Source organism: Kitasatospora sp. NPDC086791 (genome assembly GCF_040685975.1).
Lineage (GTDB): Bacteria > Actinomycetota > Actinomycetes > Streptomycetales > Streptomycetaceae > Kitasatospora.
This window is the reverse complement of the sequence record NZ_JBFBOC010000008.1, coordinates 175,538-200,348: the sequence shown is the minus strand read 5'-3', so window position 1 is coordinate 200,348 and position 24,811 is coordinate 175,538. Positions and strand designations below refer to the sequence as shown.

Sequence of the window (24,811 nt, the reverse complement as noted above, 5' to 3'; positions counted from 1 at the left end):
GTTACCGACAAATCGGATATTCCTCACGTAGTGTCAACCCATGCCTACGCCACACGGATCGCGCGGCGGCATGGCCTTCAGCGCCGACGAAGTCCGCGTGCTGCGCCGAGCCCTCGCCCAAGCCCTGCACCCCGCCGTCCCCGTCCACCTCCAGCGGCCCGACCGGCCGGCGCTCGCCGGGCCGGGCGCCGAGCTGTGGGCGGAGGACGTCCAGGACGCGCTGCGTCTGACCGAGGCGATCGACGAGGCCGTCCAGGAGGGCGGCCGACTGCGCGCCTTCCTGCTCGCCGACCTCGGCCGCTACCGCTCCGCCCTGCCCGGCAGTGCGCCCGGCTACCTGGAACGACTGGAGGAGGCGGTGTCGGACGGGTACCTGCCCGGGCCCGAGGACCTCACCGCACTGCGCGGGCTGATCCGTCAGCCCTGCGGCCACGGCGAGCGGTCGCGCCGCTCGCGGCTGGCCGGGCGCTGCCACGCGCTGGCCGAGGCCGCCGTCCGCGAACGCCTCGCCCTCGCCACCGGCCAGCCGCGCCACCTGGTGGCCGTGCCGAGCCCCGCCGCACCCCCGAGCAGTCACCCCACCCCTGTAGGAGGACGGACCACCATGAGCAGCACCGACTCCCGCCCGGAGCAGCCCGCCGAGCCCGCCGCCGCGAAGACCCCGCCCCGCCCGCACCGGATGCCCACCCCTGCCGAGCTCTTCGGGCGCCGCCCCAAGCCCCCGGCGCGGCCCGCCCCGCCCGCCGACGAGGCCCCCGAGGAGATCGAGCTCGCCACCGGCACCGGCTGAGCCGCCCGCCCGCCCGGAAGGGGGAGACCGCCGCCGCGGTCTCCCCCTTCGTCGTTCCTGCCAAGCCCGGCGCGGAGCACCGTGTGCGGCTGGCTACCCTTGTGGGGTGAGCGATCAGAGCCTTGTCCCCGCGACCGACGACCTTCCCGAGCAGATGCGCGTCCGGCGCGAGAAGCTGGACCGGCTCCGGGCGGCCGGGGTCGACCCGTACCCGGTCGGATTCCCCCGCACCAGCACCATCGCGGACCTGCGCACCAAGCACCCGGACCTGGAACCGGACACCGCGACCGGTGAGCGGGTCGGCGTCACCGGCCGGGTGATCCTCTCCCGCACCGGCGGCAAGCTCTGCTTCGCCACCCTGCGGGACGGCACTGGCGACCTGCAGGTGATGTTCTCCCTGGACAAGCTGGGCGCGGAGCGGCTGGCGGCCTGGAAGTCCGACATCGACCTCGGCGACCAGGTCGGCGTCGAGGGCGAGGTGATCACCTCCAAGCGCGGCGAGCTGTCCGTGATGGTGGACCGCTGGGAGCTCACCGCCAAGTGCCTGCGCCCGCTGCCGGACAAGCACAAGGGCCTGACCGACCCGGAGGCCCGGGTCCGCCAGCGCTACGTGGACCTGATCGTCAACCCCGAGGCCCGCGAGATCCTGCACCTGCGCAGCCGCGTGGTCCGCTCGATCCGCCGCACCTACGAGGACCGCGGCTACATCGAGGTCGAGACCCCGATGCTGCAGCCGGTGCACGGCGGCGCCAACGCGCGTCCGTTCAAGACGCACATCAACGCGTACGACATCGACCTCTTCATGCGCATCGCCCCCGAGCTGTACCTCAAGCGGCTGGTGGTCGGCGGCGCCGAGAAGGTCTTCGAGATCAACCGCAACTTCCGCAACGAGGGCGCGGACTCCACCCACAACCCGGAGTTCACCTCGCTGGAGTCGTACGAGGCCTACGGCGACTACGACACCCAGGCCGAGCTGATCCGCGAGACGATCGTCAACGCGGCCCGGGACGCGCTGGGCACCACGGTGATCAAGGGCGTGGACGCGCACGGCGTCGAGCACGAGATCGACCTGGCCGAGCCCTGGGAGGAGGTCAGCGTCTACCCGGGCATCTCCGCCCGCCTGGGCACCGAGGTCACCCCGGAGACCGGCGTCGAGGAGCTGCGCAAGCTGGCCACCGAGCACGGCATCCCGTTCGAGAAGGAGTGGGGCCACGGCCAGATCGTGCTGGAGATGGTCGAGCGCCTGCTGGAGGAGAACGCCGTCCGGCCGACCTTCATCAAGGACTACCCGACCGAGGTCTCCCCGCTGACCCGCCAGCACCGCTCCGTCCCGGGCGTGGCCGAGAAGTGGGACCTGGTGATCTTCGGCACCGAGATCGGCACCGCCTACTCCGAGCTGGTCGACCCGGTCGAGCAGCGCGCCCGCCTCACCGCCCAGTCCCTGCTGGCGGCCGGCGGCGACGTCGAGGCGATGCAGGTGGACGAGGACTTCCTGCGCGCCCTGGAGTACGCGATGCCCCCGACCGGTGGCCTCGGCCTCGGCGTGGACCGCCTGATCATGCTGCTGACCGGCAAGAACATCCGGGAGACCGTGCTCTTCCCGCTGGTGAAGCCGGAGCCGAAGGCCGCCGCCGCCGTGGCGGAGAAGACCGAGGAGGAGTGACCTGATGGACTACGTCAGCGCGATCGTGCCGCCGCTGGTCATGGCGATCGGCTTCGGGTTCCTGGTGCGGGCCATCATCCGCAGCCAGGGCGGGCAGCAGAGGGCCAAGGAAGACATCGACTGATCCCCCGGGGCTCCGGACGACCCCGGGCCCCGGGCGACCCGTGAGCGGGCCCGCGACTGACGCCGTCAGCCGCCCCGAACGACCGGCGCGCCGCCATTCCCGATTCCCGGGGGTGGCGGCGCGCCGGTTTGGCGCACTTCACAAGATTTGCCCCGTTCACTCCCTATCCTGGCCGCACTATGGTCCGGCAACTCGGCGAACTTGAGAACGCCATCATGACCCGGGTGTGGCAGTGGAACCGACCGGTGACGGTTCGCGAGGTTCTCCTGGATCTGCGGTCGGAACGCGAAATCGCGTACACCACGGTGATGACCGTCCTGGACAAGCTCCACAGAAAGGGCTGGCTGCGCCGCGAGCGGGTCGGCCGGGCCTATCGATATGAACCGGTCTCCTCGCGTGAGGCGTACACGGCGGCTCTGATGAACGACGCCTGGGCCACCAGTGACAATCCGGCGGCGGCCCTGGTGCACTTCTTCGGGCTGATGTCGCCCGAGCAGCGCGAGGCGCTCCGGGACGCGTTGCGGGTCGCCGCTCTGTTCCCGCCCGATCCGGCCGGGGCGGATTCCGCGGCGGCGGACGGCCCGGATACCGGTGGCCCGGATACCCGCGGACCCGATACCGTCGGCCAGGATAGCGACGGCCCCGATACCGGCGGAGCGGATACCGGTGGGACCGCACCGGGGGCGACACGATAACGTCCCGCCATGGACGTCACCATCCGCCGCGCACGGACCACGGACGTGCGGGCAGTACGCAGGCTCATCGACGCCTACTCGCGCGACGGGATTCTGCTGGACAAGCCCACGGTCACACTGTTCGAATCCGTCCAGGAGTTCTGGGTCGCGGAACGGGACGACACCGGCACGGTGGTGGCCTGCGGCGCCCTGCACGTGATGTGGGAGGACCTCGCCGAGGTCCGGACGCTCGCGGTCGACCCGGTCTGCCAGGGCTTCGGGATCGGGCACCTGCTGCTGGAGAAGCTGGTGCAGACCGCCCGCTGGCTCGGCGTCCGTCGGATTTTCTGCTTGACGTTCGAGGTCGCCTTCTTCGCGAAACACGGTTTCGTCGAGATCGGGGAGCTCCAGGAAACCGATGATGGTACGACAGACCCGGCGGCGATCGCTACGGATGTCTATGAAGAACTTCTCCGCTCGTACGATGAAGGCGTCGCCGAGTTCCTTGACCTGGAGCGGGTGAAGCCCAACACACTGGGCAACTCGCGCATGCTGCTGCACCTCTGACCGGCTCCGCCCGGGGTCAAGGGTTTGTGTTTTCCGGAGAAAGGCGCTTTCCTTTCCTTAGGCAATGGGTCGTTTAGCGGAAAGGGAAGCCCGTGGCACAGAGGGTGCAGGTCATTCTTGAAGACGATCTCGACGGTGGTTCGGCGGACGAGACGGTGACGTTCGCGCTCGACGGCGTTGCCTACGAGATCGACCTGAAGAGCGCCAACGCGGACAAGCTCCGCGGCCTGCTGGCGCCGTACGTGGAGAAGGGCCGCAAGCAGAGCGGCCGGCTCGCCGGAGCCCGTCGTCCGGGCCGCACCGCGGCCCAGCGCCCCTCGGGCAGCGCTCCGGACACCGCGAAGGTCCGCGCGTGGGCCAAGGAGCAGGGCATGGAGGTCAACGACCGCGGCCGCGTGCCGAGCACCGTCCGCGAGGCCTACGACAAGGCCAACGCGTCCTGATCCCGGCGCCGCCGGCACGCCGGAGCGGGTGCGGGGCCCCGGCTGCCGCGCACGGCACCGACGACACACGCGCGGGGCGCGGAGGAGCCTCCTCCGCGCCCCGCGGCGCATGCCCGGACGGCACCGGCGCCACCGGCACCGGGGGGTGTCCTGGGCACGGGCTCGGGCGGCGGAACAATCACGAGCTGTGCAACGCTGTAGGGGCGAAGCGGTAACGCGGACACCACCGGGATGGCGTACCGACCACCCGGGCCGCCGTTGAACCACCGTCACCACGGCCCGACTTCTCGCCAGGCGAACACCGCCACCGCGGAAACTGCGCGAGAACCGCCCCGATACCGGGTATGAATGCAGGTGGACGGGTTCTACGACCCGCCCAGGGGCAGTATGCACGACCGGCCGGAGCGGGTCCGACCGCGCCCCGGCGGCGCTTGTTCGCCGATGGCGTAGCGGATTCCGGTGCATCCGGCCCACCAGTGGGAACACCGATTCCCAGCACCAGGTTGGGATTGGTGTCGGCTGGTCGCGCAGCATCTCGCTCCTCTACCGGGGAGTGAATCCGTGGGCCGCGCCGCTGAGCGGGACTAGCATGCGGAAGGACAGGGCGGGGACGGACCCCGAACTGCCCGACCGCTCTGAGGAGCGATAAACGATGTTCGAGAGGTTCACCGACCGCGCGCGGCGGGTTGTCGTCCTGGCTCAGGAAGAAGCCCGGATGCTCAACCACAACTACATCGGCACCGAGCACATCCTCCTGGGTCTGATCCACGAGGGCGAGGGCGTCGCCGCCAAGGCCCTGGAGAGCCTCGGGATTTCTCTTGAGGCCGTTCGCCAGCAGGTCGAGGAGATCATCGGCCAGGGCCAGCAGGCCCCGTCCGGTCACATTCCCTTCACCCCCCGGGCGAAGAAGGTCCTGGAGCTGTCGCTCCGGGAGGCCCTTCAGCTCGGCCACAACTACATCGGCACCGAGCACATCCTGCTCGGCCTGATCCGCGAGGGCGAGGGCGTCGCCGCCCAGGTCCTGGTGAAGCTGGGCGCCGACCTCAACCGGGTGCGCCAGCAGGTCATCCAGCTGCTCTCCGGCTACCAGGCCGGCAGCGGCAAGGAGTCGGCCACGGCCGGCGGGCCCGCCGAGGGCACCCCGTCGACCTCGCTGGTCCTGGACCAGTTCGGCCGCAACCTCACCCAGGCCGCCCGCGAGGCCAAGCTCGACCCGGTCATCGGGCGCGAGAAGGAGATCGAGCGGGTCATGCAGGTGCTGTCCCGCCGCACCAAGAACAACCCGGTGCTGATCGGTGAGCCCGGCGTCGGCAAGACCGCCGTGGTCGAGGGCCTGGCGCAGGCGATCGTCAAGGGCGAGGTCCCGGAGACGCTCAAGGACAAGCAGCTCTACACGCTGGACCTGGGCGCCCTGGTGGCCGGCTCGCGCTACCGCGGTGACTTCGAGGAGCGCCTGAAGAAGGTGCTCAAGGAGATCCGCACCCGCGGCGACATCATCCTGTTCATCGACGAGCTGCACACCCTGGTCGGCGCGGGCGCCGCCGAGGGCGCCATCGACGCCGCCAGCATCCTCAAGCCGATGCTGGCCCGCGGCGAGCTGCAGACCATCGGTGCCACCACGCTGGACGAGTACCGCAAGCACCTGGAGAAGGACGCCGCGCTGGAGCGCCGCTTCCAGCCGATCCAGGTCGCGGAGCCCTCGCTGCCGCACACCATCGAGATCCTCAAGGGTCTGCGCGACCGCTACGAGGCCCACCACCGGGTCTCCATCACGGACGCCGCCCTGGTCGCCGCCGCCACCCTGGCCGACCGGTACATCTCGGACCGCTTCCTGCCGGACAAGGCCATCGACCTGATCGACGAGGCCGGCTCCCGGATGCGCATCCGCCGGATGACCGCGCCGCCGGACCTGCGCGAGTTCGACGAGAAGATCGCCGACGTGCGCCGCGAGAAGGAGAGCGCGATCGACGCGCAGGACTTCGAGAAGGCCGCGTCCCTGCGCGACGACGAGAAGCAGCTCCTGCAGGCCAAGGCCAAGCGCGAGAAGGAGTGGAAGGCCGGCGACATGGACGTCGTCGCGGAGGTGAACGAGGAGCTCATCGCCGAGGTCCTGGCCACCGCCACCGGCATCCCGGTCTTCAAGCTGACCGAGGAGGAGACCTCGCGCCTGCTGCGCATGGAGGACGAGCTGCACAAGCGCGTCATCGGCCAGAAGGACGCCATCAAGGCGCTCTCCCAGGCCATCCGGCGCACCCGTGCGGGCCTCAAGGACCCGAAGCGCCCCGGCGGTTCGTTCATCTTCGCCGGCCCGTCCGGCGTCGGTAAGACCGAACTGTCCAAGACGCTGGCGGAGTTCCTCTTCGGCGACGAGGACGCGCTGATCGCGCTCGACATGTCCGAGTTCTCCGAGAAGCACACCGTCTCCCGGCTGTTCGGCTCCCCGCCCGGCTACGTGGGCTACGAGGAGGGCGGCCAGCTGACCGAGAAGGTCCGCCGCAAGCCGTTCTCGGTCGTCCTCTTCGACGAGGTCGAGAAGGCCCACCCGGACATCTTCAACTCGCTGCTGCAGATCCTGGAGGACGGTCGCCTGACCGACTCCCAGGGCCGCGTGGTCGACTTCAAGAACACCGTCATCATCATGACGACCAACCTCGGCACCCGGGACATCTCCAAGGGCTTCAACCTGGGCTTCGCGGCCACGGGTGACACCCAGACCGGGTACGAGCGGATGAAGGCGAAGGTCGGCGAGGAGCTCAAGCAGCACTTCCGCCCCGAGTTCCTGAACCGCGTCGACGACATCGTGGTGTTCCACCAGCTGTCCGAGGACGACATCATCCAGATCGTCGACCTCATGATCGACAAGGTGGACGAGCGGCTCAAGGACAAGGACATGGGCCTGGAGCTCAGCGTCGAGGCCAAGAAGCTGCTGGCCAAGCGCGGCTACGACCCGATCCTGGGTGCCCGTCCGCTGCGCCGCACCATCCAGCGCGAGATCGAGGACCACCTCTCCGAGAAGATCCTCTTCGGCGAGCTGCGGGCCGGCCACATCGTCGTCGTCGACGTCGACGGTGAGGGCAAGGACGCCAAGTTCACCTTCCGCGGCGAGGAGAAGTCGGCCGTCGCGGACACCCCGGCCGCGGTCGCCTCGTCCGGTCCGGACCTGACGAAGTAACCCAACTTTTAACAGACAACTTCACAGCAACCGAGCCCCCGGCGTTCACGCCGGGGGCTCGGTGCGTTCCACCCCGCCGGACCGGGTGCCGCAGCCTGACGGAGCGGATGGCTTCCGCCCTGGTTGGTACGGGTGCGGCCTATTTCTCAGTCAGGTTTAATCACCATACGGTTGACAGACGGTCAGCTGATGGGGAGTCGCGGAGCATAGCGCCGTGGCCATGTCATGGTCAAGGTCTATCTTTTTTATGCACGCTTGTATCAAATGACGTCCACCTGTCTTTCATTTTGGTTTGCCGGGCTTTAGCCAAGAGCTGGCCCCGGTCGGGGAGGACGTCACAACGTTGAAGAACACCAGGAGGGCCGCTGCGGCTACCACCGCCGCAGCGGTCATAGTCACGCTCGGCGCGGGCCTGTTCCCGTCCACCGCCGTCGCGGCCGGCTCGGCCCCCGTGCCGAAGGACCCGGCTGACGCGGTCCAGCAGAACACCGAGCACAACATCCCGGGCCCGCTGACCGCGAAGGTGGAGGCCGAGCAGAAGGCCGCCACCGAGAAGCTGCTCAACGGCACCGCCCAGGTCGAGCAGCACAACGGCAGCACCAGCGTGAAGCTCGGCAAGGACAAGTACGTGGAGCTCGCCCGCGAGCGCACGGACAAGATCTTCACCATCCTGGTCGACTTCGGCGACCAGGTGGACAACACCACCAAGACGCCGGACGGCAAGGTCAAGTACGGCGGCGAGGCCGGTCCGAAGCACAACGAGATCGCGAAGCCGGACCCGGCCACCAACAACTCGACCGCGTGGCAGGCCGACTACAACCAGCAGCACTACCAGGACCTGTACTTCTCCAAGGACAAGCCCTCGCTGAAGACCTACTACGAGAAGCAGTCCTCGGGCCGCTACTCGGTCGACGGCGTGGTCTCGGACTGGGTCCGGGTGCCGTGGAACGAGGCCCGTTACGGCTCCGACTACTGCGGCTCCAACGTCTGCGCCAGCGCCCAGGACCTGATCCGCGACGCCGTGGACATCTGGTACAAGGACCAGCAGGCCAAGGGTCAGACCGAGGCCCAGATCAAGGCGACCCTGGCCCAGTACGACCAGTGGGACCGTTACGGTTCGCACCACGACGGGAACTTCAACCAGCCCGACGGGTACATCGACCACTTCCAGATCGTGCACGCCGGTGAGGACAAGTCGGCCGGTGGCGGCAAGCAGGGCAGCAAGGCCCTGTGGGCGCACCGCTCGTACGTCTACGGCAACCTGACCGGCACCGCCGGCCCCGACGGCAACAAGCTCGGCGGCGTGCAGGTCGGCAACTCCGGCCTCTGGATCGGCGACTACACGATGCAGCCGGAGAACGGCGGCCTCGGCGTCTTCGCCCACGAGTACGGCCACGACCTCGGTCTGCCGGACCTCTACGACACCGCCGGCAAGGGCATCGACAACTCGGTCGGCTTCTGGTCGCTGATGTCCTCCGGTTCCTGGCTGGGCGAGGGCAAGAACAGCATCGGCGACATGCCGAACGACCTCGACGCCTGGAGCAAGTACAAGCTCGGCTGGCTGAAGGCCGATCACGCCAAGGCGGGCACCGAGTCGACGCACCACATCGGCCCGGTGGAGTACAACTCCGACCTCCCGCAGGGTCTGATCGTCGACCTGCCGAAGAAGAGCATCACCACCGAGATCAACAAGCCGTTCGGCGGCACCGGTGAGTGGTGGAGCGGCAGCGCCGACAACCTGAACGTCACGCTCACCCGTGACATCGACCTGACCGGCAAGGCCAAGGCCGGCATCAACGCCAAGGCCTGGTACGAGCTGGAGCCGGACTTCGACTACGCCTTCGGCGAGGTCTCCACCGACGGTGGCAAGACCTGGACCGTCGTGGACGGCACCTGGAACGGCACCCCGCTCCCCCGCGAGAACAACCGTCCGGCCGTGAGCGGCCTGGCCGCCACCTGGGGCGACCTGTCCTTCAACCTGGACGCCTACGCGGGCAAGCAGATCAAGTTCCGCTACCACAACACCACCGACGGCGGCCTGCACTACCGCGGCCTGACGCTGGACAACATCGCGGTCGTCGCCGACGGCGCCACCGTGTTCAGCGACGACGTCGAGAAGGGTGACAACGGCTGGGCGGCCGACGGGTTCTCCCGCTTCGCCGGCTCGTACACCAAGGACTACGCGCAGTACTACATCGCGGAGAACCGGCAGTACGTCTCCTTCGACCAGACCCTGAAGACCGGCCCGTACAACTTCGGCTTCGCCGACAAGCCGAACTGGGTCGAGCACTACTCGTACCAGCCCGGCCTGCTGATCTGGTACTGGGACGAGTCGCAGACCGACAACAACGTCAGCGCCCACCCGGGCCACGGCCTGATCCTGCCGGTCGACTCGCACCCGACCCCGATCAAGTGGAGCGACGGCACCCTGATGCGTCCGCGCATGCAGGGCTTCGACTCCACCTTCGGCTCGCGCCGCGTCCCCGCGCTGACCCTGCACAAGGCCGGTGTCGAGACCGTCGTCCCGAAGTCGAAGGGTGTCGACGAGTTCAACGACCTGAAGTCGTGGTGGTCCAAGGACAACCCGTACGCCGGTGTCGACGTGCCGAAGACCGGCACCAGCATCGAGGTCGAGAACGAGTCCTCGAACTACCTGGAGACCTGGATCCGGGTCCGTCCGGTCGACAACTGATCGAGCCCGTAGCGATCGGCCTGTGACCAGGCAGCTCTGACAACTCCACGTCCGGCCCGTCCCCGCACCGCGCGGGGGCGGGCCGGACGCTTTCGTCCCGGGTCCGGCAGCGCTTCGGGCCCGGCGGCCGTCCAGCCGTTCGGGCGGGGGCGGTTCGGGCCCGTCAAACCCCGCCCGCGCGTGGTCCTGGTCACAGGCCCGCGGCCCGGTACGACCGGCGGTAGTAGTGGGCCGGGCCGACCGGCGGGCCGCGCCGGAGCGGGCGTGGACGACCGATCCCGTGATCGTCGCCCCGCCGGACCGGACGCCGGGCGCCGCCTCGACGACACCGGGTAGTACGTCACACCGTTTGGGCGTCCGCCCCGCGACGGTTACACCTGAGTGGTCCCCCGCTCAGCACGTACCCGAACGGGTCCTCCGTGCTGCCCTCTTACGACCCGTGAGGTACGGCCACCGATGTCCGACGTCCCGTCCGTGGGGCCGGCCCTGCGCCGGCTCGCCGCCCGTACGGCGGCCCAGGCCGCGGCCTGGCAGCCCCGGCTCGGCCACGCCGTCCGCACCCATGCCGCGCCGCTGCGCACGCTCGGCACGCCCCGGCACACCACCCTGCCGGGCAGCCGTCAGCGGGCCGAGCACGACCACGCGCTGGCCTCGGCCGGGGCGGCCGTGGCGCTGCTCGCCGGGGTGCTGCTGGTGACCGTCCCCGGCAGCGCCTCGGCGCAGACCGTGCTGCCCACCACGCCGGGCAGTTCGGCCTTCACCGCGCCGCGGGCGGAGGTGCCCAGCGCGGGGCTGGTCCAGGTGTCCGGGCCGAGCCCGTACAAGCTGCCGGAGGACGCCGGCACGGCCCAGCAGTCCGTGGCGGTGGCGGCCAACCTGCTGCCGGTCGAGCCGCCCGCCCCGGCCGCGGAGCCCGAGCCCGCGGCTGCGGCCGGGCCGGCGCCGGAACCCGCGCCCGCCCCCGCACCGGCACCCGCGCCCGAGTGGTCGGCGCCGGTGCCGAACGCGCCGACCAGCAATCCGTACGGGGTGGCCAACCGCGACTACGCGGCCGGGTACCACACCGGGGTGGACTTCGCGGTCTCCCCGGGCACGCCGCTGCTGGCGGTCGGCAACGCGACCGTGGTGTCGGCCGGCTGGGACGGCGCGTACGGCAAGGAGGTCGTCCTGCGGCTCGCGGACGGGCACTTCGCCCAGTACGCGCACATGTCCTCGCTCGCGGTCTCGGCGGGCCAGCAGGTGTCGGCCGGTCAGCGGATCGGGCTGTCCGGGAGCACCGGCAACTCGACCGGGCCGCACCTGCACTTCGAGATCCGCACCAGCAACCGCTACGGCGCGGTGGTCAACCCGATCGCGTACCTCGCGGGGCACGGCGTCAAGGACTTCTGAGCGTCCCTCACGACCGGGCGGGGGCCGGGGCGGGCGGTGCTGGGGCGGGCGCCCCGGCGGGCGGTGCGGGAGGCGCGGGAGGGGCCGGCGCGGGCGGGGCCGGCGGCGCGGGCGGCGCCGGGTGGCTGATCCGGCCGCCGATCTCCAGCGCGATGTCCCGGGCCGCCCCGATCGCCTCGTGCAGCGTGGTCGCCGTCTCCAGCGGCTCGCCCCAGACGTTCTCGACGTGGCGGCAGTCCGCGCTGTCCTGCTTGAGCAGGAACAGCGCCGAGTGGACGGTGAACAGCGCCATCGCGGCCCGCAGCCGGTCCGGGAAGCCCGCGTCCGGCCCGTGCACCAGCTGCATCATGGTGATCATGCGGTCCCGGAAGGCCAGGCCGGCCGGGGACTCGCGCAGCGCGGGCTGGTTCTCGTGGAAGAAGCGCAGCAGCGGGGCCCGCTCGGCCATGCCGTCCGCGAAGCGGCGGATCAGCCCGTCGCGCATCTCCGGGCTCCAGGTCTGCTTGCGGCCCCACTCGATGGTCTCGTCGATCGGCGCGGCCATCCGCTCGACGATGCCCAGGACGATGTCGTCCTTGGTCTTGAAGTGGTAGTAGAGCGCGGCCTTGGTCACGCCCAGGCGGTCGGCGATCTCGCGCAGTGAGGTCTGCTCGTAGCCCTGCTCGGAGAAGAGCTCCAGCGACACCTCGATGATGCGAGCCCGGGTGTCGCTGCGGGGGCTGTGCGGAGTGCCCATGGCCTGCCTCATGACTGCGTCGGTGACTGCTGCGGACTCCCGGTGGCGTCCGCCCCGGGCACCATTCTCCCTGCCCGGGCGGCCGGTGTGAAAACTGGCTTGACGACCGGCTAGTGGACAACTTACCGTGCCGACGATCGATAAACTAGCCGGGCGACAAGTAAGTGAGCCGCCGCACGGCCCGACGCTCCGTCCGAACCACCCCTCCGGGAGACCCCACCTCATGTCACAGTCCAAGACCGCCGGCCCGGTACCGGAGGACAAGACGGCCGAGGAGGAGCAGCCGCGGTCACCCCGCGAGATCCGCCTCGTGATGTTCGGCCTGGTCATCACCATGCTGCTGGCGATGCTCGACAACCTGATCGTCGGCACCGCGATGCCGACCATCGTCGGTGACCTCGGCGGCGCCGAGCACCTGTCCTGGGTGGTCACCGCCTACACCCTGGCGACCGCCGCCTCGACCCCGATCTGGGGCAAGCTCGGCGACATGTACGGCCGCAAGGGCACCTTCCTCACCTCGATCGTGATCTTCCTGGTGGGCTCGGCGCTGTCCGGCCTGTCGCAGAGCATGAACGAGCTGATCGGCTTCCGCGCCCTGCAGGGCCTGGGCGCCGGCGGTCTGATGGTCGGTGTCATGTCGATCATGGGCGCGCTGGTCCCGCCGCGGGACCGCGGCAAGTACCAGGGCATGTTCGCCGCGGTGATGGCCCTCGCCACCATCGGCGGCCCGCTGGTCGGCGGCTTCATCACCGACCACCTGAGCTGGCACTGGACCTTCTACATCAACCTGCCGCTCGGCGTGGTCGCGCTGGCCGTGGTCATCGTCACGCTGAAGCTGCCGAAGGTCCGCAGCACCGCCAAGATCGACTACCTGGGCGCCGTCCTGCTCACCGCCGGCATCACCTCGCTGGTGCTGATCACCACCTGGGGCGGCCAGCAGTACGCCTGGGGCTCCAAGGAGATCCTCGGCCTGGCCGCGCTCGCCGCCGCCTCGCTGATCGCCTTCTGCTACGTGGAGCAGCGGGTCGAGGAGCCGATGCTGCCGCTGACCCTGTTCAAGAACCGGAACTTCACCCTGGTCTCGGTCATCGGCTTCATCGTCGGCTTCGTGATGTTCGGCTCGACCGTCTTCCTGCCGCTGTACCAGCAGATCGTCCAGGGCGCCTCGGCGACCAACTCCGGCCTGCTGCTGATGCCGATGATGTTCGGCATGCTGGTGGTCTCGCTGGTGGTCGGCCAGGCCGTCACCAAGACCGGCAAGTACCGGATCTACCCGATCATCGGCACCATCGTGATGACCGGCGGCATGATCCTGCTCTCCACCATGGGCACCGGGACCAGCAGCTTCACCTCGGCCTGCTGGATGGTCGTGCTCGGCGCCGGCATGGGCTTCCTGATGCAGATCACCATGCTGGTCGCGCAGAACAGCGTCGAGCTCAAGGACATGGGCGTGGCCAGCTCCACCGCCACCCTGTTCCGCACCATCGGCGGTTCCTTCGGTGTCGCGCTGTTCGGCGCGCTGTTCAACAACCGGGTGACCGACACCATGAAGGAGCGGCTCGGCGAGCAGGCCGGCGCGGGCGGCGGGGTCAAGGACCCGGGCCAGATGAGCCCGGCCGCCCTGCGCAAGCTGCCCGAGAACATCCAGGACGCCTACCACCACGCGGTGTCCAACGGCATGCACACCGTCTTCCTGTGGGGCGCCGGGGTGGCCGTGATCGCGATCGCCGCCGCGGTGTTCCTGCACGAGGTGCCGCTGCGCGGGACGGGCAAGGGCGAGCAGCCGGCCGAGGCCTCGCTGGAGGCGGCGGCCGTCTGACGGCCCCGCTCCGCACGACCGCGGCGCCCCCGGGAGGTCTTCCTTCCGGGGGCGCCGCGGTGTCCGGGGTGTCGTGGGCGCCGGGCCGTCGGGCGCGCCGTGCTTCCGTGGGTGCCGGGCCGTCGGGGGCGCCGTGCTTCCGTGGGTGCCGGGCCGTCGGGGGCGCCGAGCGGTCGCTACCGGGGCAGGCGGTAGACGCCCTGCTCGACCGGCTCGACCAGGCCGTCCGCGACCAGGCCGTCGAGCGCCCGGGCGCGCTGCACGGCGTCCGGCCAGACCGCGTCCAGCCGGGCCTGCGCGACCTCGCCGTGCGCTTCGCGCAGCACCGCGAGCAGCTTGCCGCGCACCTGGCGGTCCGTCCCCTCGTAGGTCTGGCCACGGCGCGCCGGGCCCTCGTACGGCGGGCGGCCGGCCCGCTGCCAGGCGCAGCCGGCGAACAGCGGGCACTTCCCGCACTCCGGGCCGCGCGCGGTGCAGACCAGTGCGCCGAGCTCCATCACGCCGACGGCCCAGGTGGCGGCCGTCTCGGCGTCGTCGGGCAGCAGCCCGGTGGCGGTGCGGCGCTCGGCGGCGGTGGTGGCCTGGGCCGGGTACTCGACGCCGGTCACCGCGCGGGCGAAGACCCGTCGGACGTTGGTGTCCAGTACCACGTGCCGCTGGCGGAAGGCGAAGGAGGCGACCGCGGCGGCGGTGTACTCCCCCACCCCGGGCAGCGAGAGCAGCGTGGCGTGGTCGTCCGGAACCTCGCCGCCGTGCTCCTCGGTGATCGCCACCGCGGCCGCGTGCAACCGCAGCGCGCGGCGCGGGTAGCCCAGTCGGCCCCACATCCGGACCGCCTCGCCGGGTGCGTCGGCGGCGAGGTCGGCCGGGGTCGGCCAGCGGGTCAGCCAGGCCTCCCAGGCGGGCAGCACGCGCTTGACGGGGGTCTGCTGGAGCATGAACTCGCTCACCATGACCGCCCAGGGCGTCGCGTCGGGGGTCCGCCAGGGCAGGTCTCGCTTGGCCGCCTCGTACCAGTCCAGGACGGTGGCGTGGAACAGCGGCAGGGGCATCGGCAGCCGGACGTCGGCGGCGGCGGTCGCGGTCGCGGGGGTGGTGGCGGCGGTGTCGGTGAGGGCAGCAGTCATGGCCCTTCGATCCTCCCATGCCCACCGACCCGACCGAAGTGGAAGATCGAACTCCGGATTCCCGAAGGATGTCCCGGAAAATCAGCCCTTCGGGGCTCCCTCGAACGGATCAAATGGCGGATCATGTGAAGGAAGGGACGACTGTGCGGTGTTGGTGAGTCAATCGCCACACGCAGTCTCGTAGAGTTTGGTCGTGCCCTCTCTGCGTCAACCCGTGGGACCGCTGCCGGCCTCGATCTACTGGCGTCGGCGCGTCGTCGTGCTCGCCGCCGTCGCGGCGGTCGTCGCCCTGATCGCCTGGCTGATGACCGATCAGGGCGGAGGCGGTGACGGCGGCTCAGCGAGCAAGGCCGCCCAGGCCGTTCCGACCCAGAGCCAGACCCCGGCCCAGGCCATCACGCCGGGCGCCTCGCCGAGCGGCCCTGCGGCGCGCCCGGGCGGCGGTTCGGGGGGCGGCTCCGGCGGCGGCCCGGTGGCCGGCGGTGGCGGCACCGAGGTCAACCTCAGCGGCGGCGGCACCGGCGGGGCCAACCCGGCCCCCGCGGGCGGCTCCGGCGGCTCGGGCGGCGGCACCGGTGGCGGTGCGGCGGGTGGCACCGGCGGCTCGGGTGGTTCCAGCGGCTCCGGCGGTGGCACTCCGGCGTTCAACACCCCCGAGATCATGGCGCTTCCGGTCTGCGCCTCCTCGCAGGTCGCCCTGGAACTGGCCGGCACCCAGAACTCGTACCAGCCCAAGGACAAGCCGCGGCTCGCCCTGACGGTCAAGAACTCCTCCGGCGCCAACTGCCGGGTGGACCTGGGCCGGGTCGCCTCCGCGATCACCGTCAGCGCCAGCAACGGCGACCGGGTCTGGTCCTCCGGCGACTGCCCGGCCGACAGGGGCAGCATCTGGGTGCAGCTGGCCGCGAGCGGCAGCCAGACCGAGACCTTCACCTGGGACCGCAGCCGCAGCAAGCCGCAGTGCGCGACCACCGACCTGCCGCCGCCGGCGAACGGCACGTACGTGGTGCTCGCCGAGCTGACCGGGCTCTCCGGGGACAAGGTCTCCGCGCGGGCCTCGATCCGGCTGGACAACTGAGGGTCGGTCGACTCCTCCCGGAGCCCCTGGTCGCCGCGCGGCGACCGGGGGCTCCGGCGTTCCGGGCCGCGCGGCTCCGGACCGGCCGCGACGCTCCGGACCGGCCGCGGTGTCGGGCCTGGTGCCCTGTGGTCGGAACGCGGAACGGCCCCTGGGGAAGCGTTTCCCCGGGGGCCGTCCGACGTTCGCGCGTCGGGTCAGACGTAGCGCTCCAGGATGGACGACTCGGCGAGGCGGGACAGCCCCTCGCGGACCGAGCGGGCCCGGGTCTCGCCGACGCCCTCGACCGTCTGCAGGTCGTCGATGCTCGCGGCGAGCAGCTTCTGCAGGCCGCCGAAGTGCTCGACCAGGCGCTCTATCACCGTGTTGGGCAGACGCGGGATCTTCGCCAGCAGGCGGTAGCCGCGCGGCGAGACGGCGGAGTCCAGCGACTCCGGCGAGCCCGAGTAGCCGAGCGCCTTGGCGACGGTCTGCAGGTCCAGCAGTTCGGCGTGGGTGAGCGCCTCCAGGTCGGCCAACACCTCGTTGACCGTCCGGCCCTTCTTGGCGGCCCGCTCCGGGAAGTAGTCCCGGGCGACCAGTTCGCGCTCCGGCTCCACGCCCGCGATCAGCTCGTCCAGCTGCAGCGAGAGCAGACGGCCGTCGATGCCGAGCTCCAGCACGTAGCCGGCGATCTCGGTGGCGATCAGCCGGACCATCTCCAGCCGCTGGGCCACGGCCGTGACGTCCCGGACCGTCACCAGGTCCTCGATCTCCAGCGCGGAGAGCGTGCCGGCCACCTCGTCCAGGCGCAGCTTGTAGCGCTCCAGAGTGGCCAGCGCCTGGTTGGCGCGGGACAGCACCGTGGTGGAGTCCTCCAGCACCCGGCGGGTGCCGTTGACGTACATCGCGATCAGCCGCATCGAGTGCGAGACCGCGACCACCGGGAAGCCGGTCTGCCGGTTGACCCGCTCGGCGGTGCGGTGGCGGGTGCCGGTCTCGTCGGTCGGGATGGTGGAGTCCGGCATCAGGTGCACGCCGGCCCGGACGATCTTGGTGATGTCCTTGTCGAGCACCACCGCGCCGTCGAGCTTGCACAGCTCGCGCAGCCGGGTGGCGGTGAACTCGACGTCCAGGACGAAGCCGCCGGTACAGATGGGCTCGACCGTCTTGTCGAAGCCCAGCACGATCAGGCCGCCGGTGTTGGCCCGCAGGACCCGCTCCAGGCCGTCACGCAACGCCGTGCCGGGGGCGATGGCGGTGAGGGAGGCCCGCAGCAGGGCCTCCTCACGGGAGGCCTTGTCCGCCCCCCGGTCGCTGGCTGCCACGTGACTCCTCCGGTCGACCCCGTGCCGCGCGCCTCGTGCCGTGCGCCGGTCCGCGGTCTGTTGCTCTGTCGCTCAGTACCGCTCGGTACTGCCTTCTGGCCAATGAGACTGGGGAAAGTCTAACTGCGTGCGGCTTCGGCAGGGCTTGGGTCAGCGCAGTTCGTCGGAGTCGAGCGGCTCCCAGCCCGCCATCAGCTCCTCCGGGTGTGCCGCGACCCGGGGGGTGCGCGGGGCCGGCGGCGCCGACGGTGCCTCAGCACGGGCCTCGCCGCGCGGCTTGGCGGCCGGCCGGCGCCGGCCCGGGATGGCCCGCAGCGCCTCGCCGATGTCGGCCACCTCGACCACCTTCATGCCCGGCGGCACCTTGCCCGGGTCCGGCGGGACCAGGGCGTGGGTGAAGCCCAGCCGGTGCGCCTCGGCGAGCCGGCGCTGCACACCCGTCACCCGCCGCACCTCGCCCGCCAGGCCGACCTCGCCGATCGCCACCAGGTTGCTGGGCAGCGGGGTGTCGGTGGAGGAGCTGGCCACCGCGAGCGCGACCGCGAGGTCGGCGGACGGCTCGCTCAGCTTCACCCCGCCCACCGTGGCGGTGTAGATGTCCTGCTTGCCGAGCTTCACCCCGCCGTGCCGCTCGACGACGGCCAGGATCATCGCGATCCGGGGCGACTCCAGGCCCGAGGTGGTGCGGCGCGGCGAGGGGATCTGCGAATCCACCATCAGCGCCTGCACCTCGGCGACCAGCGGGCGCTTGCCCTCCAGCGTGACGGTGAGGCAGGTGCCCGGGACGGGCTTGTCACGCCTGGTCAGGAAGAGGCCGGACGGGTCGGCCAGGCCGACGATCCCCTCGTCGTGCAGCTCGAAGCAGCCCACCTCGTCGGTCGCGCCGTAGCGGTTCTTGACCCCGCGGATGAGGCGCAGCCGAGCGTGCCGGTCCCCCTCGAAGCTGAGCACCACGTCCACCAGGTGCTCCAGCAGGCGCGGGCCGGCGATCTGGCCGTCCTTGGTGACGTGGCCGACCAGCAGCGTGGCCATGCCGCGCTCCTTGGAGGCCCGGATCAGCGCGCCCGCCACCTCGCGGACCTGGGCCGGGCCGCCGGGGGCGCCGTCCAGTTCGGCGGAGGCGATGGTCTGCACCGAGTCCAGGATCAGCAGGCCGGGGTTGACCGCCTCGATGTGCCCCAGCACCGCGCCCAGGTCGGACTCGGCGGCGAGGTAGAGGTGCTCGGAGAGGGCGTTGATCCGGTCCGCGCGCAGCCGGACCTGGCCGGCCGACTCCTCGCCGGTGACGTAGAGCGTGCGGTGCCGGTCGGTGGCCGCCTTGGCCGCGACGTCCAGCAGCAGGGTGGACTTGCCGACGCCTGGCTCGCCGGCCAGCAGCACCACCGCGCCGGGGACCAGCCCGCCGCCGAGCACCCGGTCCAGCTCCGGGACGCCCGTCGAGCGGGCCGTCGCGACCTGGCCGTCCACCTGGGCGATCGGGCGGGCGGGCGCGCTGACCGGGCCGGCGGCCGTCGTCCGGATCGGCACCGCGCCGTACTCCTCGACCGTCCCCCAGGCGTTGCACTCCGGGCAGCGGCCGACCCACTTGGGCAGCTGGTTGCCGCATTCGGTGCAGCGGTACGCCGGACGCGGCTTGGCGGTGGTCTTGGAACGCGGAGGCATGCGGCCCACGGTAGCGCCTGGGTACGACAGCGGCGGTCCGCCACCCGGCTCGCCGCGCGTCCACACAGATGGGCGATGTTGTTACCCGAAAGAAGTACATACGCGGCGAATGACGGGGACCGGCCGTCCGGGGTCTCTACCGTCGGTCGGGTGACAACGCGAACTGTTGGGCCGGTCGGGCCGCAGGCCGACGCCGTGCTCGCGGCGTACGACCGGCAGGTGGACGGCCTGTTCACCTACTGCCTCTCGGTGCTGTGCGAGCACGACGCCGCCGCCGCTGCCCTGCGCGAGGTCCGTGAGCTGGCGCAGCGGCACGGCGCCCGGCTGGCCGAGGCCGGACTGGTGCGAGCCTGGCTGTTCTCGCTGGCCCGGTACTGCTGCCTGCGGCGACTCGCGGACGGGGGCGTTGGCGGGGGTGTCGGGGCTGCGGGTGGGTTCGAGGCCGGGCGGGCGTCCGGGGCGGAGCCCGGCGAGGCCGAGGCGGCCCGGCGGCGGCGCGAACTGGCCTCGCTCGCCTGGCCCGAGGCGGCCGGCACCGACCCCGAGCAGCGCGAGGCGCTGGAGCTGTCCGTCCGGCACCGGCTGACCCCGCTGGAGGTGGCGGCGGTGCTGGGCCTGCCGTTCGGGCGGACCCGTGAGCTGCTGGCCGGCGCCGAGGCCGAGGTGGCCCGGACCAGGGCGGCGCTGCTGGTGCTCGGCGTGGGCAGCTGCCCGGAGCTGGACCGGCTCGGCGGGGCCGGGGCGGAGTCCTGGCGGGACTGGGTGCTCGGCCCGGCGCTGCGGCGGGAGCTGGTGCAGCACGTGGTCGACTGCCCGACCTGCCGGGGGACGGCGGAGCGGGTCGCGGGCGAGGCGGCCGAGGGGGCGGCGGGGCTGTCCGGGCTGCCGCTGCTGAGGGCTCCGGCGGGTGGTGTGGGCGGTGTGGGTCTTGCGGGTGTCGTGGGTGTCGTGGGTCTCGCGGGTGTCCGCGCCGCGGTGGCGGCCGAGCCGGGGCTGCGGTTCGACCAGGGCGGCTTTCCCCGGCACCGGGTGCCGGACGCGGGGCGCGGGCTGGCGCTCCGTCGGCGGGTGGTGACCACCGGGGTGCTCGCGGCCGTCCTGGCGGCGCCGGTGATCGCGCTCTGGGCCGGGCACCGGGGCGGCGGCGGATCGGGGTCGACGGCCTCGGTGTCGACGGTGCGGGTGGACGAGGCCGGTCGGGCGACCGGGCGGCGACCGCCGTGGCCCGGGGCCGGAAGCCCGGCCGGGTCGGCGGCGCCGGGGGTGCCGGGCCTGGAGCTGGCGGGGACGGGCGGTGCCGGCGGGGTGGGCGGGGTGAACGGTGCAGAAACGTTGCTTCCTGGCCTTCCTCGACTGACCTTCCAAGGCGCCGTGATCCCCGTCCCGGCGCACGGCGCCACCCCGCTCGGCAGCCCGACCCTGGTCGCCGCCCCGGCCCCCGTGGTCGAACCGGTCTCCGCACCGGGAGCGCCCGAACCGGCCCCCGCCGGACTGCTCACCGTCGAGGCCGGGGAGTACGGCAGCCGTACCGTCCTCACCCTCACCAACTCCGGTACCACGGAGATCCGCTGGCGCACGGTGACGGACGCCGGCTGGCTCCGGCTCAGCCGCGACTCCGGCACCCTCGCACCCGGCCAGCGGATCACCGTGACCGTCACCGTGGACGAGGACCTCGCACCGACCACGCACTGGACCGCCCGGATCGCGCTGCCGCCCTCACAGGCGGTGGTCACCCTGGAGGGCGGCCCGCACACCCGGGGCGGCTCGACCTCCGCCCCGGCCGACCCGTCCCCGACGGCCTCCGCCCCGCCGACGGGCGCGCCCTCGCCGACCACCCCTTCGCCGACCGCTCCTTCGCCGACCGCCACGGGGGCGCCCTCGCCCTCGGGCTCGCCTTCACGGTCGGGCGGGCCGTCGCCGTCGGGTTCGCCGTCGTCGGCACCGCCGTCCGGCACGCCCACGGCGGCCCCGACGGGCAGTGCCTCGCCGCGTCCGACGGGGTCGGGGCCGGGAACGGGGGCGCCCTCGGCGTCGCCGACCGCGCGCCGGGGGCACTGACCCGGTCGGCCGATCCACCCGACCTCGGCCCTCGGGCGTGCGTCAGGTCCGGTGGATCGGGGGGACCTGGTACGAGCCGTCCAGGACCCGGGCCTTCGGCTGGTAGAGGCGGATGATCGGGCGGAATTCGCCGGGCGGGGTGGGGAGCCAGTTGGCGGCGGCGACCGGGTCCTCGGGGGGGTCGTGCTGGAGGGTCACGGTGAGGGAGCCGTCGTCGCCGTAGACCAGGCCGGGGGTGCGGTCGCCGATCGAGTAGCGGTCGATCGGGTTCTCCACCAGGTAGTAGTCCGGGACGGAGTACATCGTGACGGACCAGAAGGCCTCGGCCGGGGGCAGTTGGTCGAAGCGCAGGGTGTAGCTGTTGGCACCGGTGAGGGGGCGGCCGTCGGCGTCGTCGTAGGTCATCGCGTACGAGGCCTCGTAGGAGTGGTTGCCCCAGAGGCCGGCCCGGGCGGCGGCGGCCCGGCTGAGGTAGGCGGCGCGGCGGTCGGGGATGCGCCACTCGGGGTCGTCCAGGGTGCCGGGTCCGAGGTGGTCGGTGTTGTAGTCGAAGAGGTGGAGCGCGGAGCGCCATTCGCCGAGCGGGTGGTCCTCGGGCGGGCGGGTGGCGTCCTCCACCCGTTCGCGGCCGGCCGCCAGGCCCTTGGCCAGGGTGAGCGTCCACTCGGGGACGGCGGTGCGGTACGGCGAGGCGCCGTCGTCCAGCAGGCCGAGCGGGGCGAAGCGGCGCTGGTACTCGATGTCCGCGGTGGCCGGGGGGAAGGCCTGCATCCACACCCGCAGGCGTTCGAAGAAGGCCAGCCGCTCGGGGACGTCCGGGTCGGGCTCGGGCAGTCCGGCGACCAGGCCGCCGGACTCCAGCGGTTCCAGGCCGAGGGCGGACTGCAGCTCCCGGACCCGGGGCAGGTCGTCCGGGCCGCTGCAGGCGAAGCGGCCGACCACGGTGCCGACGGTGGTCGGCAGCTCGATCACCCGCTCCGGGTCCGGCGGGGTGCCGTGCCAGCCGGGCGGGACGATCAGCCAGGTCTGCGCGCCGGTACCGGTGGCGCGGCGGCCGAGGTAGGCGACGTTGTCCGTCCAGGCGTCGATGAACTGCAGCACGTAGTAGGAGCCCGCGGTGTCCGGGACCCGCAGCACCTGCGGGCCCTCGGAGAGGTCGAGCTGGGCGATCGAGTAGATCGTGTCGTTGTTGACCGAGACGAACTCGTCGCCCGGGCCGGCCAGCCGGGTGGCGTGGCTGAAGTGGTTGAACGGCGCCGCCGGCAGGGTGCCCAGGCCGCCCTTGATGAAGCGCTCGGCCATGGTGAGAGCGGCGACCAGCGGGTAGCCGTAGACGTACGCGTCGGCGGCCAGGGCCTCCAGCTCGGGCTGGTTCATCGGGGGTCCTTCGTACGGTCGGTCAGGCGGGGGCGTCGGTCAGGGCGGGGGCGTGCCGGGTTGACCATGCTGTCGCTCTCCTGCCGACGGATCCGGTCGGATGAGTACAGATCTGCACAGACATTGGCAATTCTTGACAGACCCGCATAGATCGGATGCTAAGTGGGCCCGGAGGGGGCGGCATGTCGGGGCCGTCCGGGGCGACCGCGACGGTGCCGAGGGCCTGGCCCGACTGGTCGGCGGCCGCGGCCGGGACGCCGTCGTCGACAGCTCCGCCCCCCAGCAGCCGGCCCAGGCGGCGCCCTCGGCGCGCGGCTCCTGCGCGAGGGGGCGCGAGGGGGCGCGAGGGGGCGCGAGCGGGCCGGGGCCACTACACCCGCCGCCGCCTCCGGGGCGCGCCTTCGCCGACTGGCCCGCCCGGGTGATCGGCGAGGACTCCCCACGGCACGCCTGCCCGGCCGACACCCCGCCCGGCCGGCCCGTTCACGCGTGTTCTGAAGGCCGGCTGCGCGCGGGCGGTACCGGAGGGTTCCGGCGCCAGGCGGTCGCCGCTCCTCGACAGCGGGCTGCTCATCGGGCCGTACGAGACCGGCGGCCGACTGCCCTGGCAGCCGGCGCGGATGGCGCGCGGCGGGCCGCTGTGCGCGGCGAGACCGGACCGGGTCGAGTCGTGGAGCGAACTCCCGCCCTGGGCACCGGATCTGCCCGGGTTGGCGGGAGCCTGGCTCGCCGACACCGGCCGGGAGTGGAGGCGCGTCAGGACATCCAACCCGCCGAGGAACAGCGGCTGTTGGCCCGCTGCGGGCAAGTCGGACTCAGGTGAGCCGATCGAGCGGGAAGTCGGCTGAGTGGGAAGTCGGCCGGTCCGACTTCCCACTCCCGCACGGCGCCGCCGCGTGCCCTCCGTGCCGCGCCTATGTCCTCAGTGCGTCCGGCGGGTGACCAGTTCGGCGAGCGCCAGCAGTTCGTCGGCCGCGGACGGCTCCGGTACGGCGGCGGCGAGCTGCGCCATCGCCGCGGCCATCCGCTCGCAGGACTGCCCCTGCGCCCAGCCACGCCCGCCGGCCCCCTCGACGGCCGCCGCGCACTGCGCCAACTCCTCGGCGCTCAATCGGCGTTCGATCGCGTACAGCTCGGCCAGCCGTCGACCCTCGGCCGTGCCGGAGCCCAGCGCCGCGACCACCGGCAGCGACTTCTTCCGGGCGACCAGGTCCGCGCCGACCGGCTTGCCGGTCACCGCAGGGTCCCCCCAGATGCCGATCAGGTCGTCGATCAGCTGGAACGCCAGGCCGATCTCCCGGCCGAAGCAGTCCATGGCCTGTGCCGTCTCCTCGGACGCACCGCCGTACAGGGCGCCCATCGCGCAGGCGGCGCCGAGCAGGGCGCCGGTCTTGGCCTCCGCCATCGCCAGGCACTCGGGCAGCGAGACGTCGTTGCGCTGCTCGAAGGCGCAGTCGATCTGCTGGCCCTCGCAGAGCTCGACCACGCAGTCGGCGAGCCGGCGGATCGAACCGTGGGCGGCCGGGTGGGTGTCCTCGGCGAGCAGGCGCAGGGCGAGGGAGTGCATGGCGTCCCCGGCCAGGATGGCCTCGGTGGTGCCGAACACCCGCCAGGCGGTGGGCCGGTGGCGCCGGGTGTCGTCCCGGTCGATGACGTCGTCGTGGAGCAGGGTGAAGTTGTGCACCAGCTCCACCGCGGCCGCCGCGGCGGCGGCCTCGCCGGGCGTACCGCCCAGCGCCTGGGTGGCGGCGAGGACCATGGCCGGCCGGATCGCCTTGCCGGCGGGGGCCGCGGCGGGCGTGCCGTCCGCCTCCCACCAGCCGAAGTGGTAGCCGGCGACCTTGCGCATCGTGCCGGGCAGCGAGTCGACCGCGGCCCGCATGACCGGGTCGACCAGTGCGCGGGCGCGGGCGAGGATGTCGGCCGCCTCGTGCCCCTCTCTGTGGTCCCGTTCCACCGTGGAACTGGTCATGGATGTCTCCCCCTTCGTGGCGCCTGTCATGGAATGACCCGGCACGGGCGGGCCGGGGTCGCGCTGTGGGTGTCGGGCGGTCGGACGGTGTCCTGGCGGCCGAACGGGGCCCCGGGCGCGCCGGAACCCGCCGCCGGCCGGGGTGCGGAGGGCACCTCCGG

Annotated in this window: 17 protein-coding genes; 11 read left to right on the top strand and 6 right to left on the bottom strand. The window is 72.2% G+C overall.

All coding sequences use genetic code 11. From position 1 onward, the window contains the following. Positions 1-40: 40 nt before the first annotated feature. From AB0Q99_RS14675 to AB0Q99_RS14640, 8 genes are all read left to right on the top strand, one after another. Positions 41-790, top strand: coding sequence for a hypothetical protein (locus AB0Q99_RS14675; protein WP_363571574.1), 750 nt, complete (start codon positions 41-43; stop codon positions 788-790). Between the two features lie 106 nt (positions 791-896). Continuing rightward, positions 897-2,453: a bifunctional lysylphosphatidylglycerol synthetase/lysine--tRNA ligase LysX gene (lysX, locus tag AB0Q99_RS14670; RefSeq protein ID WP_363571572.1), complete on the top strand. Its 1,557-nt coding sequence runs from the start codon at positions 897-899 to the stop codon at positions 2,451-2,453. A 303-nt stretch (positions 2,454-2,756) separates the two neighbouring features. Continuing rightward, positions 2,757-3,272: a BlaI/MecI/CopY family transcriptional regulator gene (locus tag AB0Q99_RS14665; protein WP_363571570.1), complete on the top strand. Its 516-nt coding sequence runs from the start codon at positions 2,757-2,759 to the stop codon at positions 3,270-3,272. A 9-nt stretch (positions 3,273-3,281) separates the two neighbouring features. After that, on the top strand, positions 3,282-3,818 hold the full coding sequence (locus AB0Q99_RS14660; protein WP_363571568.1) for an amino-acid N-acetyltransferase: 537 nt from the start codon (positions 3,282-3,284) through the stop codon (positions 3,816-3,818). Between the two features lie 92 nt (positions 3,819-3,910). Continuing rightward, positions 3,911-4,261, top strand: coding sequence for an Lsr2 family protein (locus AB0Q99_RS14655; protein WP_363571566.1), 351 nt, complete (start codon positions 3,911-3,913; stop codon positions 4,259-4,261). A gap of 652 nt (positions 4,262-4,913) precedes the next feature. Next, positions 4,914-7,433: an ATP-dependent Clp protease ATP-binding subunit gene (locus tag AB0Q99_RS14650; protein ID WP_363571564.1), complete on the top strand. Its 2,520-nt coding sequence runs from the start codon at positions 4,914-4,916 to the stop codon at positions 7,431-7,433. Positions 7,434-7,776: 343 nt separating this feature from the next. After that, positions 7,777-10,125 (top strand): immune inhibitor A domain-containing protein, encoded by a 2,349-nt coding sequence (locus AB0Q99_RS14645; RefSeq protein WP_363571562.1) that lies wholly within the window; start codon positions 7,777-7,779, stop codon positions 10,123-10,125. Positions 10,126-10,581: 456 nt separating this feature from the next. Beyond that, positions 10,582-11,514: a M23 family metallopeptidase gene (locus AB0Q99_RS14640; RefSeq protein ID WP_363571560.1), complete on the top strand. Its 933-nt coding sequence runs from the start codon at positions 10,582-10,584 to the stop codon at positions 11,512-11,514. 7 nt (positions 11,515-11,521) lie between these two features. Here the strand turns inward: AB0Q99_RS14640 and AB0Q99_RS14635 are convergent, their stop codons facing one another. Beyond that, positions 11,522-12,250, bottom strand: a complete 729-nt coding sequence (locus AB0Q99_RS14635; RefSeq protein WP_363571558.1) for a helix-turn-helix domain-containing protein — start codon at positions 12,248-12,250, stop codon at positions 11,522-11,524. Between the two features lie 223 nt (positions 12,251-12,473). Here AB0Q99_RS14635 and AB0Q99_RS14630 point away from each other — a divergent pair, with 223 nt between their 5' ends. Next, complete coding sequence (locus tag AB0Q99_RS14630; RefSeq protein WP_363571556.1) at positions 12,474-14,069, top strand: MDR family MFS transporter; 1,596 nt, start codon at positions 12,474-12,476, stop codon at positions 14,067-14,069. Between the two features lie 176 nt (positions 14,070-14,245). On the opposite strand, the gene AB0Q99_RS14625 is transcribed toward AB0Q99_RS14630, so the two are convergent. Then, positions 14,246-15,121, bottom strand: coding sequence for an A/G-specific adenine glycosylase (locus tag AB0Q99_RS14625; protein WP_363571683.1), 876 nt, complete (start codon positions 15,119-15,121; stop codon positions 14,246-14,248). A 268-nt stretch (positions 15,122-15,389) separates the two neighbouring features. On the opposite strand from AB0Q99_RS14625, the gene AB0Q99_RS14620 reads away from it, so the two are divergent. After that, the gene (locus tag AB0Q99_RS14620; RefSeq protein WP_363571554.1) at positions 15,390-16,274 is read left to right on the top strand and encodes a hypothetical protein; all 885 of its coding nucleotides are present in this window, start codon (positions 15,390-15,392) and stop codon (positions 16,272-16,274) included. 197 nt (positions 16,275-16,471) lie between these two features. Here AB0Q99_RS14620 and disA read toward each other — a convergent pair whose 3' ends face one another. Further along, positions 16,472-17,530: a DNA integrity scanning diadenylate cyclase DisA gene (gene disA, locus AB0Q99_RS14615; RefSeq protein ID WP_360253112.1), complete on the bottom strand. Its 1,059-nt coding sequence runs from the start codon at positions 17,528-17,530 to the stop codon at positions 16,472-16,474. 201 nt (positions 17,531-17,731) lie between these two features. After that, positions 17,732-19,243: a DNA repair protein RadA gene (radA, locus tag AB0Q99_RS14610; RefSeq protein ID WP_363571552.1), complete on the bottom strand. Its 1,512-nt coding sequence runs from the start codon at positions 19,241-19,243 to the stop codon at positions 17,732-17,734. 150 nt (positions 19,244-19,393) lie between these two features. On the opposite strand from radA, the gene AB0Q99_RS14605 reads away from it, so the two are divergent. Next, positions 19,394-21,301 carry a hypothetical protein gene (locus AB0Q99_RS14605; RefSeq protein WP_363571550.1) on the top strand — a complete coding sequence of 636 codons (1,908 nt, stop codon included), beginning with the start codon at positions 19,394-19,396 and terminating at the stop codon, positions 21,299-21,301. Between the two features lie 42 nt (positions 21,302-21,343). Here AB0Q99_RS14605 and AB0Q99_RS14600 read toward each other — a convergent pair whose 3' ends face one another. Then, complete coding sequence (locus tag AB0Q99_RS14600; protein WP_363571548.1) at positions 21,344-22,678, bottom strand: DUF1254 domain-containing protein; 1,335 nt, start codon at positions 22,676-22,678, stop codon at positions 21,344-21,346. 922 nt (positions 22,679-23,600) lie between these two features. Beyond that, complete coding sequence (locus tag AB0Q99_RS14595) at positions 23,601-24,650, bottom strand: family 2 encapsulin nanocompartment cargo protein polyprenyl transferase (protein ID WP_363571546.1); 1,050 nt, start codon at positions 24,648-24,650, stop codon at positions 23,601-23,603. Positions 24,651-24,811 lie beyond the last annotated feature (161 nt).